Genomic DNA, 16,722 nt, shown 5'->3' on the forward strand with positions numbered 1-16,722 from the left:
GGCCTCCTAGCCCGCTCCTAGCCGAAGGTGAAGGCGAAGGCTTCGACGCCCGGATCGAGGAACTCGATCTCGAACAGGCGCTCGCCGATCGCCCCCTGCTGGCGAACGAGCTGATAGAGCCGCTGGTTGGTGACGGTGCCGTTGCCCGCCGCGTCGACGTCCATGCCCGCGGCCGCACCGGGCGCCTGCCCGTCGATCGTGATCCGGAAGCGGACCGGCCGGCCGGTGGCGCTGCCGAGCACGAGATGGAGATCGCGGGCATGGAAGCGGAAGGCGATCCCGCCGCCCGCAGCGTTCGACCGGGAATTCTGCCGCTGCACCGTCCAGTTGCCGGCCAGCGACCACTGGTTCAGCGCCATCGTGCCGGGCAGGTAGGTGGTCGGCCGGTCGCGGACCAGGCCGCCGGGCGAGACGAAATGCTCGGCCCGGACATAGCCGAGATAGGTTTCGGGCGAACGTAGGGTCTCGCGCGCCGCCTGCATACCCACACCCTGGGCCGCCACCGCTCCGGCCATCGGCGCAGGCGTGCGGCCGGCCTCCTCAAGGAGTTGCCGGATAACCCGCTCCGATTGATCGTAATTGCCCTCGCCGAAATGATGGTAGCGCACCCGGCCCCGGGCATCGATGAAGTAGTGGGCCGGCCAGTAGCGATTGTCGAACGCGCGCCAGACCGCATAATCGTTGTCGATCGCGACCGGGTAGCGGATGCCGAGATCGGCGATCGCGCGGCGGACGTTGGCGACGTCGCGCTCGAACGCGAATTCGGGGGCGTGGACGCCGATGATCACCAGCCCGTCGTCGCGGTAGCGCTCGTCCCACGCTTTCACATAGGGAATGGCGCGCAGGCAGTTGATGCAGGAATAGGTCCAGAAATCGATCAGCACGACCTTGCCGCGCAGCTGCTCGCGGGTCAGCGGGTTCGAGTTGAGCCATTCGGTGATGCCGTCGAACGACGGCAGATGGCCTTCCACCGGCAGGTCCAGCCGCCCGCCTCGCTCGGCGAGTTCAGTCGAGCCGCGCGGCATGTCCATGCCGAGCCGGCCGGCGAGGCTGTGCTCGATCGCCTCGGTCTGGGCCGTCGAGAGACGGGCGAGATAGGTGGTGTCGAGCCCGAGCGCGATGGCGCCGACGCCGATCAGCACCAGCAACCCGAGCCCGCGCCGCACCCATTCGCCGGCGCCGAGCGAGCGCTTCATGAAGGCCAACACCCGCCCGCCGATAAGCAGCGCCAGCGCCAGAGATGTCGCCGCGCCCAATGCGTAGGCGAAGAGCAGCACGGTGGTGCTGACGCTGGCGCCGTTGAGCGCCGCGCCGGTCAGGATCAGGCCGAGGATCGGCCCGGCGCAGGGCGCCCAGAGCAGGCCGGTCGCGACGCCGAGCAACAGCGCGCCGCCGATGCTCTCCCGCCCTTCGTCGGCGCGGTTCGACAGGCGCGCGCCGAGCCGGACCAGCGGCTGCATCGCGCGGTCGGCGATGGCGGGAAACAGCAGGGTAAGCCCGAAGAGGCCGAGCAGCAGGATCGCCGCCCAGCGCCCCGCCTGATTGGCCTGCACCGCCCAGCCGCCGCCCACCGCAGCCAGCGTCGCCACACCCGCGAAGGTCACCGCCATGCCGGCGAGCAGCGGCAGGCCGCTTCTCAGGAAGGAACGGTTGGCGCGGGCGAAGACGAAGGGAAGGACGGGCAGGATGCAGGGGCTGACGATGGTCAGCACCCCGCCGAGATAGGCCACGAGGAAGAGGAGCACCGGTCGCCTTTCGCTACATCACGCCCGGGAAAGCGCCCCCGTCGATTAACAGGCTCTGACCCGTGATGTAGCCGGCCTGCGCCGAGCAGAGAAAGGCGCAGGCGGCACCGAATTCGGCCGGGCTGCCGAACCGTTTGGCCGGGATCGCCTCTTCGCTGGCGCGTCGGACTTCGGCCGGATCGCGCCCGCTCTGCTTCGCCGTATTCGCGACCAGGGCCGTGATCCGATCGGTGTCGAACGAGCCCGGCAGCAGGTTGTTGATCGTCACATTGGCGTGCGCCACCGACCGCGCCACGCCGGCGACGAAGCCGGTGAGGCCGGCGCGGGCGCCACTCGACAGGTCGAGCCCGGCCCGCGGCGCCTTCACCGAGGCCGAGGTGACGTTGACGATCCGGCCGAAGCGCCGTTCGATCATCCCGTCGATCACCGCCTGGATGAGCTGGATCGGCGCGATCATGTTGGCCTCGACCCCGGCAATCAGGCCGTCATGGTCGATCGCCCGGAAATCGCGCGGCGGCGGGCCGCCATTGTTGTTGACCAGGATGTCGACCTGCGGGAGCGCCGCGACCAGCGCCGCCCGCCCAACGGGGCTCGACACGTCGGCCGCCACCGCGATCACCTCGGCGCCGGTTTCCGCCGCGATCTCGTCGCGGACGCGGGCAAGCCGCTCCTCGTCCTGCCCGTTGATCACCACCCGCGCCCCGGCCCCGGCCAGCGCCGTCGCGCAGGCGCGCCCGAGACCGCGGCTCGAGGCGCAGACCAGCGCGTTCCTGCCGGCGAGGCCGAGGTCCATGGGGTCAGCGCGCCCGGATGAAGTCGCGGATGTCCTGGCTGAGCTTCACCCGGTCCTCGTCGCGCACGTACATCATATGGCCGGAGCCGTAATATTCGTAGCGGATCCGGTCGGTCGGGATGCCGGTGCGCGACAGCGAATATTCGGCGGCGAAGAAGGGCGTGGCGAAATCGTAATAGCCCTGGCCGACGAAGATCCTGAGGCCGCTGTTCTCGCGCAGGCCCCGGCCGATATAGGGCGCGACGTTGAGATAGGCGTCGCTGTCCCGGCCCTGGCCGAGCCGCCAGTCCCACGGGCTCACCTGGCCGATCGTCACATAGGCGCGGTCGGTGCGGAAGCGCAGGTCCTCGCGCAGATACTGGTTGATCGCGGCGGTATAGCCGCCGTCGATGCCGTAGAAGCTGGGATCGTTGTCCGGCTCCTCGCCGGCATTGTCATAGTCGCGGCCGGTGTAGCGGCTGTCGAGCCGGCCGACGGTGAGGCCGCGGTCGCGCAGCAGCTCCTTGTAGAACCGCCCCGGCAGCACGCGCAGGTCGGCCCGCTCCAGATAGTCCTCGGACAGGCCGGTGAAGCGGGCGAGCTCGCGGCGCACCGAGGCGCGTTCCTCGGCGGGCAGCGCGCTGCCCTGCAGCAGGGCGTGGGCGTAGGGCCCCATCGCGAAGCGGCGCGCTTCGGCGGTGAACTCCTCGACCGAGGCCGCCTGCGCCTTGCCGTGATAGAGCGCGGTCGCAGCCATCGACGGCAGGTTCAGCATGTAGGTGAGCTCGTTGCCCGGCGTGTCGGCACCCGCGGCGAAATCGAGGATGGTCGAGATCAGGATGACGCCGTTCAGCGACACGTCGTTGAATCGCCCCTCGAGCTGGTTCAGCACGGCCGCCGAGCGGGTCGTGCCGTAGCTCTCGCCGCCCAGGAACTTGGGCGCGTTCCAGCGGTCATTCTCGTTGAGCCAAAGGCGGATGAACTGCGCGACCGACTCCGCATCCTTGGTCACGCCCCAGAAGTCCTGCGGGTTGGTGTCGCCGAGCGCGTGGGAGAAGCCGGTGCCGACCGGATCGATGAAGACGATGTCGGTGACGTCGAGCAGGCTGTCGGGATTGTCGACGATCGGGAAGGGCGGCGCGCCGTCGTCGGTGCCGTCGGAGGGAATGGCGACGCGCTTCGGGCCGAAAGCGCCCATGTGCAGCCAGACCGATCCCGAGCCCGGGCCGCCGTTGAACAGGAAGGTGACCGGGCGATTGGGATCGCGCGGCTCGCGCACATAGGCGGTCGAGAAGATCGCGGCGCGCGGCGTCCCGTCCTCGGCGCGCAGGAAGGTTTCGCCGGCGGTGGCCGTATAGGTGATGCGCTGCCCGCCGAAGGTGCCGGTGTGACGGGTGACCGAGACGACCGGCTCGCGGTCCGCCGGCGGCCCCTTGGGCGTCGCCCTCTCGGTATTCGGGCGCTCCTGGGCGGTCACGGCGCCGGCAAGGCTGGTGGCGACGGCGAGTGCGGCAACAATGGCAAGGCTGCGCTTCGACAAGAGACTCTCCCTGTTTCGTTCGTTATCGGGCTGGCGGCCGCTTCATGTAGAACTCGCTGTAATAGGCCGAGGCGAAGGCCGCCGCGGGGACCGCGACGATGGCGCCCAAAAGGCCGAAAGCCAGGGCAAATGCAAGCGTGAAGAAGATGATCAGCACCGGATGGAGCTGCATCGTCGCACCGCGGATCTTGGGCGCGACGACGCTGCCCAGGATCTCGTTGCTGACCGCGTAGAAGACCGCGATCCAGACCGCCGTCATCGGGCTCTGGCCGAGCGCCAGCACGACCGGCGGAAAGGCCATCACGTAGCCGCCGATGCGCGGGATGAAATCGGCGAAGAAGGCGAGCGCCGCCCAGACCAGCGCGCCCGGCACCTCCATCAGCGTCAGGAAGACGAACACGGCGATCGCCTGCAGCGCCCCCACGACGAGGCTGGCCCGCGCCCAGCCGATCACCGAGCGCGCGGCGCGGCGATAGGCACGCACGCCGGCGGCGCGGTGCTCGTAGGGAAGGCTGCCGATATAGCCCTGCACGATCGGCTTGGGATCGAGCACGATATAGGCGATGGTGCTGAAGAAGATCAGCATCAGCGCGATGAAGCCCAGGAGGGAGAGCGAGGCGGCACCCACGCCGGCGAACAGGTTGACCGCGGTGGCCGCGAAGTCGCCGCCCGCCCCGCCGAGGCGGACGAAATGCTGGAGGTCGGGATAGTTTGAGAGAAGCTCGGCGACCTGATTCTCGATCTGCACGATGAATCGCGGCAGCCCGTTCACCAGCGACACGATCTGCGCGATCAGCCGCGGGATCACCAGCCAGCCGAGCAAGAGGATCGTCCCGAAGAACAGCAGCAGGGTGACCGTCCCCGCCATGCGGTGGGACAGGCCGCGCCGCTTGAACCATTGCACCGGCGCGGAGAGCGCGATGCCGACCACCGCGGCGAAGAACAGCAGCAGGATCGCGCCGGAAATCTGGTAGAGGAACCAGAGCGCGACGACCGCGGTGCCGGCCGCCAGCACCAGCCCCGTCACCGGGATGATCGGGCGGGGTCGTACGGGCTGCGGCGGCGGATCGGCCATGTCGACGCGCTTAGCGCAAGCCGGCGCGGCTGCGAATTCCCTTTATGCGGCCGACTGCTGCGGCAGCGGCGCGTCGCCGACGGGGCCTCTTCATAGTTCGAGAGTCTGCTTTGGGTGGAAAGCGGACGTCCGATTGTTGGATATATGTAGGATTTGCGTGCGTAACTCGGATCGCCTCTAACTCAGGAGGCAGTCATGTACGTTACAGAAGCACAGCTTGCCGCATCCGACGGTTCGTCTCTCGTCGGCTTTTTTCAAACTGGCATGGGCGCTGTTGTGCGCTCAGTCGAAGATCGTCTCAGGGATGCCGTTCTTGCGACCGACTACGGCGCTGATCCGACCGGAGGCATGGATAGCACAACTGCTCTGCAGGATGCCTTAGCGACCGGCAGGAATGTTGTATTTCCCGACGGCAATTATCGTTGCCAAGGCATTGAGGTTGATACAGATTATCAGTGCCTGATCGGTCTCGGCAAGGTCCAGATCATCAAGAACGCGAACGGTACCCTGATCGAACTCAAGAAGCGCGGCAACAAGTGCATCGGGATTACTTTCGATGGCGAAGGCACTACCTACTCGGGCGACAACATCGTCTGTTCTGGCGATGAGGCTCAGTTTGTCGGCTGCGATTCTCTGGACGCTCGCTACCGTGCACTCAAGGGCTCGGGGACGGCAACGGCGGTTTTTGGAGGCCTCTGGCAGGTGTCGACCGCCTATGCCTCAGCCGGATACGAGTTCGAGTTCGACGGATCGGGAAACCAGTATAATGTATTGATCGGCATCGGTACATCTCAGCCATCGGGCGGGATCTTGGTCAGTGGCGGCGCAAGTCTCGCGGTTTCCGACAGCCAGTTCGGCAAGCTCGCGACACGCACCGATGGCGGAATCAGATGCACCGGAAACCGCATCGGTGGGGCGGTCACGATCTATGGCTCGTTTGCATCATTCGACGGCAACAACTTCGCCGACACATCGATCACGATCGGCGACGGGACCAACGGCATTTCCGGCATCCGCTGGGGCCCGACGAACATCGTCGCGAACGATACCAACTTCACAATATCCGCGCTTGTCTCGAGATCCAGTTTCTACCTTCATCAGGTTTATGGAACGCAGGGAGCGACGGTCACGATCAACTCCCGGGACAATGCGATCTGGCACCCGCGTATCGCGTTCACACCACAGTTTCTTGCGAGTGGCAGCCCGTCAGTTGGTTCAGGATCGCGCATTGGCTTCTATTCGCGCGCCGGTTACGATGTGTTTGTCGACTTTCGGATCGCATTCGGTACCGGAATGAACTTCGGGTCAGGCAATGCGCGCGTCCAGCTGCCGTTCGCATCTGTCGCACGAGTTATCGGCAGGGCTTTCGCCGACGTCGCTGGAACCCACTATAACTTGCTCCTGAACATAGGGGCCTCGGATGACGACGCATACATCCAGCTCAACCAGTCAACCGTTACACCGGCGACCGGAAGCGTGCCCGGCCCATGGGCGAGTGGGTCCTACATCGAAGGGAGCATCGCCTACACCGCCGCGCCCTGAGCCAAGCTGCAGCGCGGAAAGAAACGCAGCTAGTTCGAGAGCAATCTGCTCCCGCTTCGGCGGGGGCTTTTTTGTCCGCAATGGGTCGAGAGCCGCTGTTCTCGATTGTTGGATACAAATAGGATTTCGTCCGACATGCTCGCCCGCGACTCGGGCCTGCTCCCGGGTCGGCGGCTCTTTGATTTGTTCGTTTCGACGCTCCGCGCAGTCTGACAACGTCGGGAGGGCGTCTCCTTGGTGACCGCGAACATTGGGAACATTCGCGCCCGGCCCGCCGCGGGCTAGGCGCGCGGCGCCTCCCCCGCTAGGGAGCGCGCCATGAGCGAATCCCCGATCACGCCGCAAGTCGTCGCCGAGCACGGTCTCTCTCCGGAAGAATATGAGCGCGTCCTCCACGCGCTCGGCCGCGAGCCCAATCTGGTCGAGCTCGGCATCTTCTCGGTGATGTGGTCGGAGCACTGCTCCTACAAGTCCTCGCGTATCCACTTGAAGAAGCTGCCGACCGAGGCGCCTTGGGTGATCTGCGGTCCGGGCGAGAATGCCGGCGTGATCGACATCGGTGACGGTCAGGCCGCGATCTTCAAGATGGAGAGCCACAACCACCCGAGCTACATCGAGCCCTATCAGGGCGCCGCGACCGGGGTCGGCGGCATATTGCGCGACGTGTTTACGATGGGCGCGCGCCCGGTCGCGAATCTCAATGCGCTGCGCTTCGGCCGGCCGGACCATCCCAAGATGCGCCACCTGATCGCCGGCGTCGTCGGCGGCATCGGCGGCTACGGCAATTGCGTCGGCGTCCCCACGGTCGGCGGCGAGGTCAATTTCCACAAGGCCTATGACGGCAATATCCTGGTCAACGCGATGACCGTTGGCGTCGCCGAAACCGACAAGATCTTCTATTCGGCGGCCTCCGGCGTCGGCAATCCGATCGTCTATGTCGGTTCGAAGACCGGCCGCGACGGCATCCACGGCGCGACGATGGCGTCGGCCGACTTCGGCGAGGACAGCGAGGAGAAGCGCCCCACCGTCCAGGTCGGCGATCCCTTCACCGAGAAGCTGCTGATCGAGGCGTGCCTCGAGCTGATGGCCTCGGACGCGATCGTCGCCATCCAGGACATGGGCGCCGCCGGCCTCACCTCCTCCTCGGTCGAGATGGCGTCGAAGGGCGGCGTCGGCATCGAGCTCGACATGAACAAGGTCCCGCAGCGCGAGACCGGCATGACGCCCTACGAGATGATGCTCTCGGAATCGCAGGAGCGGATGCTGATGGTGCTGAAGCCCGGCCGCGAGGCCGAGGCGGAGGCGATCTTCCGCAAGTGGGAGCTGGATTTCGCGGTCATCGGCACCGTCACCGACACCGGCCGCATGGTGCTGAAGTTCAACGGCGAGACGGTCTGCGACATCCCGCTCGCCCCGCTCGCCGACGAGGCGCCGCTCTACGACCGGCCACACGTGAGCCGCGAAGAGTACAAGGTCTGGGCCGGCGTGAAGCCGCTCGAGGAGGGCCTGGACACCCTGACCCCGGATGCCGATCTCCTGAAGCTGATGGCCTCGCCGGACATCGCCAGCCGCCGCTGGATCTGGGAGCAGTATGACAGCCAGGTCGGCGCCGACACCGTCCAGAAATCGGGCGGCGACGCCGCCGTGGTGCGCGTCCACGGCACGAACAAGGCGCTCGCCATCACCACTGACTGCACCCCGCGCTATTGCTATGCCGATCCCTATGAAGGCGGCAAGCAGGCGATCGCCGAGGCGTATCGCAACCTCTCGGCGGTCGGCGCCACGCCGCTCGCGGTCACCAACTGCCTCAACTTCGCCAATCCGCAGCGCCCCGAGATCATGGCCCAGATCGTCGGCTGCCTCGAAGGCATGAGCGAAGCCTGCCGCGCCCTCGACTTCCCGATCGTGAGTGGCAACGTCTCCCTCTACAACGAGAGCAAGGCCACCGGCGGCGGCAGCGCCATCCTCCCCACCCCCGCCATCGGCGGCGTCGGCCTGATGCCGGATTGGGAGAAGAGCGCGACGATCGCGTTCAGGGAATTTCAGGATGTCTGGGTGGTTGGCTCGAAGACGCACGGTGGCAACCATTTGGGCCAGTCGCTCTGGCTTCGAGAAATTCAGGGAAAGGAAGGCGGCCCGCCACCCCCGGTCGATCTCATAGCTGAACGCAAGACAGCGCAACTGATCCGGAACCTGATACGGGAGGGCTTCGTGTCGGCCGTCCACGACGTGTCCGATGGCGGCTTGCTCGTGGCAATTGCCGAGATGGCGTTAGCTGGCAATGTGGGCTGCGTGGTGAATCCCAATTGGGAGAGCGAGGTACCTCTGGCCGCTCAAATGTTTGGTGAGGATCAGGGGCGCTATGTGATTGGCACGAGCAAGAGCGAAGACCTGGTTCGCTTGGCTGAAGCTGCGGAAGTCCCGGTCATATGGATCGGTCGGACAGGCGGCGCAGATATCACTGTCGGTGACGACATCACGAACTTCGCCCAGGTCCCCCTCGCCGACATCAGCCGTGCGCACGAGGGCTTTTTTCCGACGCTCATGGGCAAGGACGCTGCGCTCGCCTGACCCCGTAGCCATGGTGGACCGCTGAGGCGGCGAGGCGGTCCGTCCGGTCAGTGCCCACGCGGTGCCGGATCGCCTCTTCGTCCGCCATGACGCAAGGGGGAAGAATGCTGAAACCGTTTCTCGCCGGCACGCTCGCGGCCGGCACGCTCGACATCCTGTTCGCGGCCATCCTGACCCTGGCCTATGGCCGCGCGCCCGCGAACATGCTCCGCTACGTCGCCTCCGGCCCGTTCCCGCCGGCGACCGAATGGGGCGCCGCCGGCGCCGCGCTCGGCCTTGCCGTCCACTTCACGCTGATGGCGGTCATGGTCGCCGCCTATGTCTTCGCCGCGACGCGGATGCCGGCGCTCACCGCCCAGCCGCTGAAATGGGGCGTGATCTACGGCCTCGTCACCTATGCCCTGATGAACCTCGTCGTCGTGCCGATGCGCTGGCCGGCCGCCTTCCCGCCGTCGGCCATGTCGATCGCGACCCAGCTCTTCGCCCATATCGTCCTGGTCGGCCTGCCCATCGCCTGGATCACGGCCAGCATGCTCAGGAGCCGCGTCGCCGCCGCCCTCCCCGCCTGAACGACCCTCCTCCCGCCGCCGCCGAAATGACGGTATGATGACGGCGGGGGAGAGGATCATGACTGCTGGCTATTCCGGTACGCCCTTGGCGCGGAAGCTGTCGCTCAAGGACGGCATGCGCGTCTGGTGGGAGGAGATGCCGTCCAGCGTGCGCGCGGAGATCGAAAGCCATGGCCTCGATCTCCAGCATTTGATCTGGCACGAGGCGCCGATCGACGCCGCCCATGTCTTCGTCACCGGCCGCGAGGAGCTGGAATCGGCGATCGCCCGCCTCCATCCCCTGCTGGCCCCGGACGGCTTCCTCTGGGTCTCCTGGCCCAAGCAGGCCTCGAAGGTCCCGACCGACGTCACCGAGGACGCGATTCGCGAGGTCGCCCTGCCGACCGGCCTGGTCGACGTGAAGGTCTGCGCGGTCGACGACATCTGGTCCGGCCTCAAGCTCGTCGTCCGCCGCGCGCTCCGGCAGGAGTGAAAATCAGTCGCGGGAGATATTGCGAACGTGTCGCATTATCGCTACTTCCGATCGTGATGATCGTTTGTGTCTGCAACGCGATTCGGGAAACCGAGGTCCGCCAGGCCGCCCGCGATGGTGCGTCCTGCCCGACCAGCGCCTATCGCTGCTTCGGCCGCAAGCCGCGCTGCGGCCAGTGCTTCACCTTTGCGCGCGAGATCATCGACTCCGAACGCGCCGCCGCCTGAGCGGCGGTTTTCGCACAATCAGGAATGACTTGCGTTCGCGCATGAGTGCCGGATTCCGCCTTCAGATCAGAACGCAAATGCTTAGCAAGAACGAGCATTTTTCGCAGTTTTCCGCCATTTTTCTGGTGCCTTTTCGGATCACCTTGCGTTATAACCGGGCATACCCAATCGGAGGCTGCACCCATGAAGGGCGACGACAAGGTCATCGAGTTCCTGAATGAGACGCTCAAGAACGAGCTGACCGCGATCAACCAGTACTGGTTGCACTACCGCATGCTCGACAATTGGGGCGTGAAGCGGCTTGCCGATTACGAGCGGCACGAATCGATCGACGAGATGAAGCATGCCGACCGGCTCGCCGAGCGCATCCTGTTCCTCGAAGGCCTGCCCAATTTCCAGATGCTCGGCCGCCTGCGCATCGGCGAGACCGTCGAGGAGTGCCTGCGCGCCGACCTCGAGCTCGAGCGGGAGGCGGTCGGCCAGCTCAAGAATGCGATCGAGCATTGCGAGCAGGTTCGCGACTACAAGAGCCGCGAGCTGTTCGAGGACATCCTAGAGAGCGAGGAGGAGCATATCGACTTTCTCGAGACCCAGTTCGAGATGATCGACCGGATGGGCCTGCAGAACTACATTCAGCTCAACTCGCGCCCGCCGGAGGAATAGGGCCCGCCGCGCAGCCGCCCGAACCCGCGTTTCGCCCATTTTCCGATGGTGCGCGCGAGGCCGGTTCGGCTATCCAGCGCAAAACCGCCGGGAGACCGACGCGCGATGACCCCTGCCAGCATGGCCGCCATCCCTCTCCCGGACGTCGACGCCGCGGAACGCGACACGCCGGGGCGCATCGCCGCGCTGGACATCGTTCGCGGCGTGGCGGTGATGGGCATCCTGGCGATGAACATCGTCGGCTTCGGGATGCCGTTCGCGGCCTATATGAACCCGCTCGCTTATGGCACGCCGAGCGACGCCGACCTCGCCTCCTGGCTGCTCAGCTTCATCTTCATCGACGGGAAGATGCGCGGCCTCTTCTCCTTCCTGTTCGGGGCCAGCACCTTGCTGGTGATCGAGCGGGCCACGGCGTCCGGTGCGTCGGCGGCCTCGATCCATTACCGGCGGATGTTCTGGCTGCTGCTGTTCGGCCTGGCCCATTTCTACCTGATCTGGTTCGGCGACATCCTCGTCGCCTATGCGCTGTGCGGCATGGTCCTGTTCCTCTTCCGCGATCTGGCGCCGCGGGGGCTGGTGCTCTGGGGCATCGGCCTGCTGGTGGTGCAAATGCTGTTCCTCGGCAGCTTCGGGGCCAGTGCCCTCTACATGAGCACCCATGCCGCCACGCTCGACGCCGAGACGGCGAGACAATGGCAGGAGCTGCAACAGCAATTCGGCCCGCAGCGCGGGACCCACCTTGCCGACAATCTGGCACTGCACCTCGGACCATGGGCCGGCCTCGTCCACCACCGGCTCTTCGAGCAAGGTGCGAACCCATTCATCCAGGTCCTGTTCTTCGGCGCCGAGACGATCGCCTACATGCTGTTCGGCATGGCCGCGCTGAAGAGCGGCTTCTTCCGGGGCGAATGGCAGCCCGCCCGGTACCGCAAGATCGCGCTGGTCGGCCTCGCTATCGCCGTCCCGGTCTATGCCGCCATGGCCTGGCTGGTCGCCTCGCACGATTTCGACGTGGGCTGGGTGATCGCCGTCGCCTTCGCCGCGACCGTCCCGTTCCGCCCGGTGATGATCTACGCCTATGCCGCGCTGATCATCCTCCTGACCCGCAACGGCGGCGCACTGGTCGAGCGGATTGCGGCGGCCGGACGCGCGGCGTTCACCAACTATCTCGGCACGTCGCTCCTGATGACGACCCTGTTCTACGGCTACGGCCTCGGCCTCTATGGCTCGCTGAGCCGGATCGCGCTGTGGATCCCGGTGATCGCGACCTGGGCACTGATGCTGCTCTGGTCGAAGCCCTGGCTCGAACGCTTCCGCTACGGCCCGTTCGAATGGCTGTGGCGCAGCCTCGCCCGCTGGGAGTTCCAGCCGATGCGCCGGGCGCCGACTTAGGGTACCGACCCTAGAGCCGGCCAAATTCCTGGTTGCTGGGCCCGCGGCCGAAGGTGCGGCGGCGCTGGGCGAGCGGATTGGTCTCGCGCTCCAGAAGATCGATGGTGCGCAGATACATCGGCCTGAGCTTCGCGACCTCCGGCACGATATGGTCGGGGAACAGCTGCGCCTCGACCGCGCGGCGTGCCGCGACCTCGATCTCCTCGGCGAGCCGGCTCAGCATCTCCGCGCCGAACTGACGCGCCTCCGACTTCATCGTATGGGCCGGAAGCACCAGGGCGGTCGCGTCACGGTCGTGCATCGCCGCCTCGATCCTTGCCACGGCCTTTTCGCCGTCCTCGCGAAAATAGCCGAGGATGCGCACGAAATTGGCGCCGAGCTCCGCGCGTACGCGCTGGAACTCCGCCCAGTCCACGAGCTGATCGGATGCGCCCTGCAACGCCGATATTCCTTCTTCGTCCACGTGAAGCGGAGCTTTAGTGGCGCCAAGTAAACATGCGGTTGACGCGCAGCCGACGAAAGGCCGCGACTTGGCGGTTACTGGCGGAACGGGTTGCGGGACGCCCGGGCGGCAAGGCGCACCGGCACGGCGCCAAAGCCGAGCTCGCGCCGGATCCCGTTCACCAGATAGCGCAGGTAGGAGTCCGGCAGCTGATCGACCCGGTTGCCGAACAGGACGAAGCTCGGCGGCCGGGTGTTTACCTGGGTGATGTATCTGAGCTTGATCCGCTTGCCGCCGGGCGCCGGCGGCGGGTTCTTCTCGACCACCTCCTCGAACCAGCGGTTGAGCTGGCCCGTCGACACCCGCTTCGACCAGATCTCGCGCATCTCGAACGCGGCGGCGACGAGTTGGTCGATCCCCTTGCCGGTCTTGCCCGAGACGGTGAGCACCGGCACGCCCCGCGCCTGGGACAGGCCCTCGTCGAGCGCCGCCTTGATGCCGTTGAACAGGGCGCTGGCATTTTCCGCCACGTCCCATTTGCTGATCGCGATGATCAGCGCGCGGCCTTCCTGGATCACGTTGTCGGCGATCCTGAGGTCCTGCGCCTCCAGCCCGCGTGTTCCGTCGAGCAGCAGCACGACCACCTCGGCGAAGTCGACCGCACGACGGGCGTCGGCGACGGAAAGCTTCTCCAGCTTGTCCTCGACCTTCGCCTTCTTGCGCATGCCGGCCGTGTCGATCAGGCGCACCGCGCGCGCCGTCCCGTCCCCGGCCGGCCAGGACCAGTCGATCGCGATCGAATCGCGGGTGATCCCGGCCTCCGGCCCGGTGATCAGCCGGTCCTGCCCCAGCATCCGGTTGATCAGCGTCGACTTGCCCGCATTGGGCCGGCCGACGATGGCGAGCTTGAGCGGCGCATCGCCCTCCGGCGTCTCCTCGTCGTCGATCTCCTCGCGCTCCACGAACGGGCGCAGATGCTCGAACAGATCGACGACGCCCTCGCCATGCTCGGCGCTGATCGCGATCGGCTCGCCAAGCCCCAGGCTGTAGGCTTCCAGCAGCCCGGCCTCGCCGGCGCGTCCCTCGGCCTTGTTGCCGGCGAGGATGACCGGCGTCGTCTCGGAGCGCAGCCAGCGGGCGATCTCCTCGTCGAGCGGGGTCGTGCCGGCGCGCGCGTCGATCAGGAAGAGCGCGGCATCCGCCTCGCGCACCGCCGCGATCGTCTGCGCGCGCATCCGGCCGGGCAGCGTCTCGGCATCCTCGTCCTCGTAGCCGGCGGTGTCGATCACCCGGAATTCGAGGCCGAGCAACGTCGCGTCGCCCTCGCGCCGGTCGCGCGTCACCCCCGGCCGATCGTCGACGAGCGCGAGCTTCCTCCCAACCAGCCGGTTGAAAAGGGTCGACTTGCCGACATTCGGCCGGCCGACGATCGCGATGGTGGGCAGCCTGGCCATAAGCCGCTGCCCTTGCCCCGTTACCTCCAGGCGGTCAACCGGCCGGTGTCGTCGAGGATGTAGAGCGTGTTGTTCGCCACAACTGGCGGCAAGGAGATCAGCGTCCGCGGACCGCCGGTCGAGAAGAACGCGCCGAGCCCGCTCTGCGGCTGCATTTCCGTCGTCGAAATGACAGAGCCGTCTGTGGGCGACACATTCACCATCTGGCCGAGCGAGTTCACCAGTAGCAGCCGGTTGCCGGCCAGGATCGGGCCGCGCCAGAAGATCTGGTCCTGACCCGGCCGCACCCGGACCTCGCCGGTCCGGCGGTCCGGATCGCTGCGACGCTCCGGCCTGCGGAAGGCGGGAAGCTGCGCGATCCAGCGGATGCGGCCCGAGGAGCGGGCGACGGCGAGCAGCTGGGCGCGGTCGGTCACGACGAACACCCACTCGCCGGCCACCCAGGGCGTCGAGAGGCCGGCGATGTTGAGCTCCCAGGCGCGCTGGCCGGTGATCAGCTCGACCGCGACCATGCGGCCGCCCTGGCCGACCGCGAACACCCGGCCATTGTCGATCACCGGATCGGCATCGACGTCGGACAGGGTGCCGACCGTGGTGGAGACGCCGGTGCGCGACAGCGCGTCCTGCCACACCACCTGGCCGTTCTCGTAGCGATAGGCGGTCAGCTCGCCCGAGGAGAAACCAGCGACGACGGTGCTCTGCGCCACGGCCGGCGCCGCGGTGCCGAACACGCCGGCAAGCTCGAACGAACCCGATCCGGTCCAGCGCGTATCGCCATTCTCCGGGTTGAGCGCGTAGAGCTGGTTGTCCTGGCTGATGACATAGATGGCATCGGCACCGATCGAAGGGGCGCCGCGCAGCGGGCCGCCCGGCTTCTTGATCCAGGCGACCTCGCCAGTGGCCGCATTGAGCGCCGCCGCGTCACCGGCGCCGTTCGTCACATAAACGCGACCATTGTCGAAGGCGACGCCGCCGCCGAACAAGGTCTCGCGCGGGGAGTTCTCGCCGCGAACCTGACGTTCCCAAATTTGCGCGCCGGTATCGGCACTGAAGGCGCGCACCATCGCACGGGTGTCGATCGTATAGACGCGCCCCTCGGCGACCACGGGCTCGGCGGCCAGGCGCGCCCGGTTGCTGCTGCCGTCACCGATGCTGACGCTCCATGCCTGGCTGATCGTATCCGGCAGCGCGACATGGATCATCACATGGGCGGCATTGCCGCCCGGCTGCGGCCAATCCGTGTTGGCGACCGCCATCGGCACGGTGACCGGCACGTCGGCGAGGCTCGGATCGGCCTCGACCTGGCCTTCGCGGCCCAGCACCGGAATGCGTTCGCCCACCGTCGGCGTGGTCGGCCCGCGTTCTCTTCCCCCCAGCATGCCGCAGCCGGCGAGCAGGCTGGCGGCGGTCAACGCGACGACAAGACGCTTCATTCGGCTTTTTCCCTCGTTGCGGGCGAATTGGTGGTGGGCGGAGGCGCGGCAGGCGCGGACGCCGGGGCGGCGGTGGGCGCTGACGGGGCGCCGGCAGGTCCGGCCGCCGGCTCGGGCAGCGCGTTGACGCCGAGCGAGCCGGCCATCTGCGCCGTGCGGGTGCGGATCGACGGCGGCACGGTATCGTCCTGCGCGATCTGGCCGAACAGCGGACCGGCCCGGTTCGGCTGGTTCATCTTCATATAGGCGATGCCGACCATCTCGCCGGCCGTGCCGAACCAGGGCTGGCCCGGCCGGGCCAGTGGCTGGAGGCGCTGGATGACCACCTGCGGCTGCAGCGAATCGAATTCGAGCGCGGTCTGGCGGACCAGGGCGGCCTGCCGGTAGGTCTCGTCGAAATCCTGGTTGTCCGCGATGCTCTTCAGCGTCGCGATCGCCGCACGATTGTTGTTGGCGCCGATCTCGGCATTGGCCCGCGCGAACAGGGCGGCGACGCGGTAGCCCTCGATGTCGCTCTTCGCGAGCTCTTCGATCTTGGGCTGGGCGGCGTTGCGGTTGCCGCTCTCGGCCGCATTGAGCGCCTCGAGCAGGGTCTCGCCCTGCTTGCCGGCCTGCTCGGCCTGGCGGTGCTGCCACCAGATCCAGCCGCCGATCGCGCCCAGGAACAGCACGACCCCGGCGATGATCGCCCAGCCGTAGCGGGTGACGAACGTGTTGATCCGCTCCTTGCGAAGTTCCTCGTCCACTTCCCGGACGAATGTCTCGCCATCACTCGGCTTGATCGCCAACCTCAAGTCTCCACTGTTCGAGGGTACCTTGCGGCGC

Annotated in this window: 15 protein-coding genes; 7 read left to right on the top strand and 8 right to left on the bottom strand. The window is 67.0% G+C overall.

What is annotated here, in order from left to right; genetic code table 11:
- Positions 1-17: 17 nt before the first annotated feature.
- Genes RCO27_RS05585 through RCO27_RS05600 form a run of 4 tightly spaced genes read right to left on the bottom strand, consistent with a single transcriptional unit; the run spans position 18 to position 5,132 of the window.
- Positions 18-1,745 (bottom strand): cytochrome c biogenesis protein DipZ, encoded by a 1,728-nt coding sequence (locus RCO27_RS05585; RefSeq protein ID WP_309001644.1) that lies wholly within the window; start codon positions 1,743-1,745, stop codon positions 18-20.
- Positions 1,746-1,758: 13 nt separating this feature from the next.
- Positions 1,759-2,538 carry an SDR family oxidoreductase gene (locus RCO27_RS05590; RefSeq protein ID WP_309001645.1) on the bottom strand — a complete coding sequence of 260 codons (780 nt, stop codon included), beginning with the start codon at positions 2,536-2,538 and terminating at the stop codon, positions 1,759-1,761.
- A 4-nt stretch (positions 2,539-2,542) separates the two neighbouring features.
- Positions 2,543-4,057 carry a peptidase S10 gene (locus tag RCO27_RS05595; protein ID WP_309001646.1) on the bottom strand — a complete coding sequence of 505 codons (1,515 nt, stop codon included), beginning with the start codon at positions 4,055-4,057 and terminating at the stop codon, positions 2,543-2,545.
- 22 nt (positions 4,058-4,079) lie between these two features.
- A complete protein-coding gene (locus RCO27_RS05600; protein WP_309001647.1) occupies positions 4,080-5,132 on the bottom strand; it encodes an AI-2E family transporter in 1,053 nt (350 codons plus the stop codon).
- A 195-nt stretch (positions 5,133-5,327) separates the two neighbouring features.
- On the opposite strand from RCO27_RS05600, the gene RCO27_RS05605 reads away from it, so the two are divergent.
- From RCO27_RS05605 to RCO27_RS05635, 7 genes are all read left to right on the top strand, one after another.
- Positions 5,328-6,674 (top strand): glycosyl hydrolase family 28-related protein, encoded by a 1,347-nt coding sequence (locus RCO27_RS05605; protein ID WP_309001648.1) that lies wholly within the window; start codon positions 5,328-5,330, stop codon positions 6,672-6,674.
- A gap of 318 nt (positions 6,675-6,992) precedes the next feature.
- Positions 6,993-9,245, top strand: coding sequence for a phosphoribosylformylglycinamidine synthase subunit PurL (gene purL / locus RCO27_RS05610; protein ID WP_309001649.1), 2,253 nt, complete (start codon positions 6,993-6,995; stop codon positions 9,243-9,245).
- Between the two features lie 104 nt (positions 9,246-9,349).
- Positions 9,350-9,814, top strand: coding sequence for a hypothetical protein (locus RCO27_RS05615; RefSeq protein WP_309001650.1), 465 nt, complete (start codon positions 9,350-9,352; stop codon positions 9,812-9,814).
- A 58-nt stretch (positions 9,815-9,872) separates the two neighbouring features.
- Positions 9,873-10,286: a DUF3052 family protein gene (locus tag RCO27_RS05620; RefSeq protein ID WP_309001651.1), complete on the top strand. Its 414-nt coding sequence runs from the start codon at positions 9,873-9,875 to the stop codon at positions 10,284-10,286.
- Between the two features lie 56 nt (positions 10,287-10,342).
- Positions 10,343-10,513, top strand: coding sequence for a (2Fe-2S)-binding protein (locus RCO27_RS05625; protein WP_309001918.1), 171 nt, complete (start codon positions 10,343-10,345; stop codon positions 10,511-10,513).
- Between the two features lie 183 nt (positions 10,514-10,696).
- A complete protein-coding gene (gene bfr, locus RCO27_RS05630; RefSeq protein ID WP_309001652.1) occupies positions 10,697-11,176 on the top strand; it encodes a bacterioferritin in 480 nt (159 codons plus the stop codon).
- A 105-nt stretch (positions 11,177-11,281) separates the two neighbouring features.
- The gene (locus tag RCO27_RS05635) at positions 11,282-12,568 is read left to right on the top strand and encodes a DUF418 domain-containing protein (RefSeq protein ID WP_309001653.1); all 1,287 of its coding nucleotides are present in this window, start codon (positions 11,282-11,284) and stop codon (positions 12,566-12,568) included.
- 10 nt (positions 12,569-12,578) lie between these two features.
- On the opposite strand, the gene RCO27_RS05640 is transcribed toward RCO27_RS05635, so the two are convergent.
- From RCO27_RS05640 to RCO27_RS05655, 4 genes are all read right to left on the bottom strand, one after another.
- Complete coding sequence (locus RCO27_RS05640; RefSeq protein WP_309001654.1) at positions 12,579-13,007, bottom strand: Hpt domain-containing protein; 429 nt, start codon at positions 13,005-13,007, stop codon at positions 12,579-12,581.
- A 98-nt stretch (positions 13,008-13,105) separates the two neighbouring features.
- Positions 13,106-14,464 carry a ribosome biogenesis GTPase Der gene (gene der, locus RCO27_RS05645; protein WP_309001655.1) on the bottom strand — a complete coding sequence of 453 codons (1,359 nt, stop codon included), beginning with the start codon at positions 14,462-14,464 and terminating at the stop codon, positions 13,106-13,108.
- Positions 14,465-14,484: 20 nt separating this feature from the next.
- Complete coding sequence (locus RCO27_RS05650; RefSeq protein ID WP_309001656.1) at positions 14,485-15,897, bottom strand: PQQ-binding-like beta-propeller repeat protein; 1,413 nt, start codon at positions 15,895-15,897, stop codon at positions 14,485-14,487.
- Positions 15,894-16,685 (bottom strand): tetratricopeptide repeat protein, encoded by a 792-nt coding sequence (locus RCO27_RS05655; protein ID WP_309001657.1) that lies wholly within the window; start codon positions 16,683-16,685, stop codon positions 15,894-15,896. Before RCO27_RS05655 ends, RCO27_RS05650 begins: the two co-directional genes overlap by 4 nt.
- Positions 16,686-16,722 lie beyond the last annotated feature (37 nt).

Source organism: Sphingosinicella sp. LHD-64 (assembly GCF_031157375.1).
In the GTDB taxonomy this organism is placed as follows: Bacteria; Pseudomonadota; Alphaproteobacteria; order Sphingomonadales; family Sphingomonadaceae; genus Allosphingosinicella.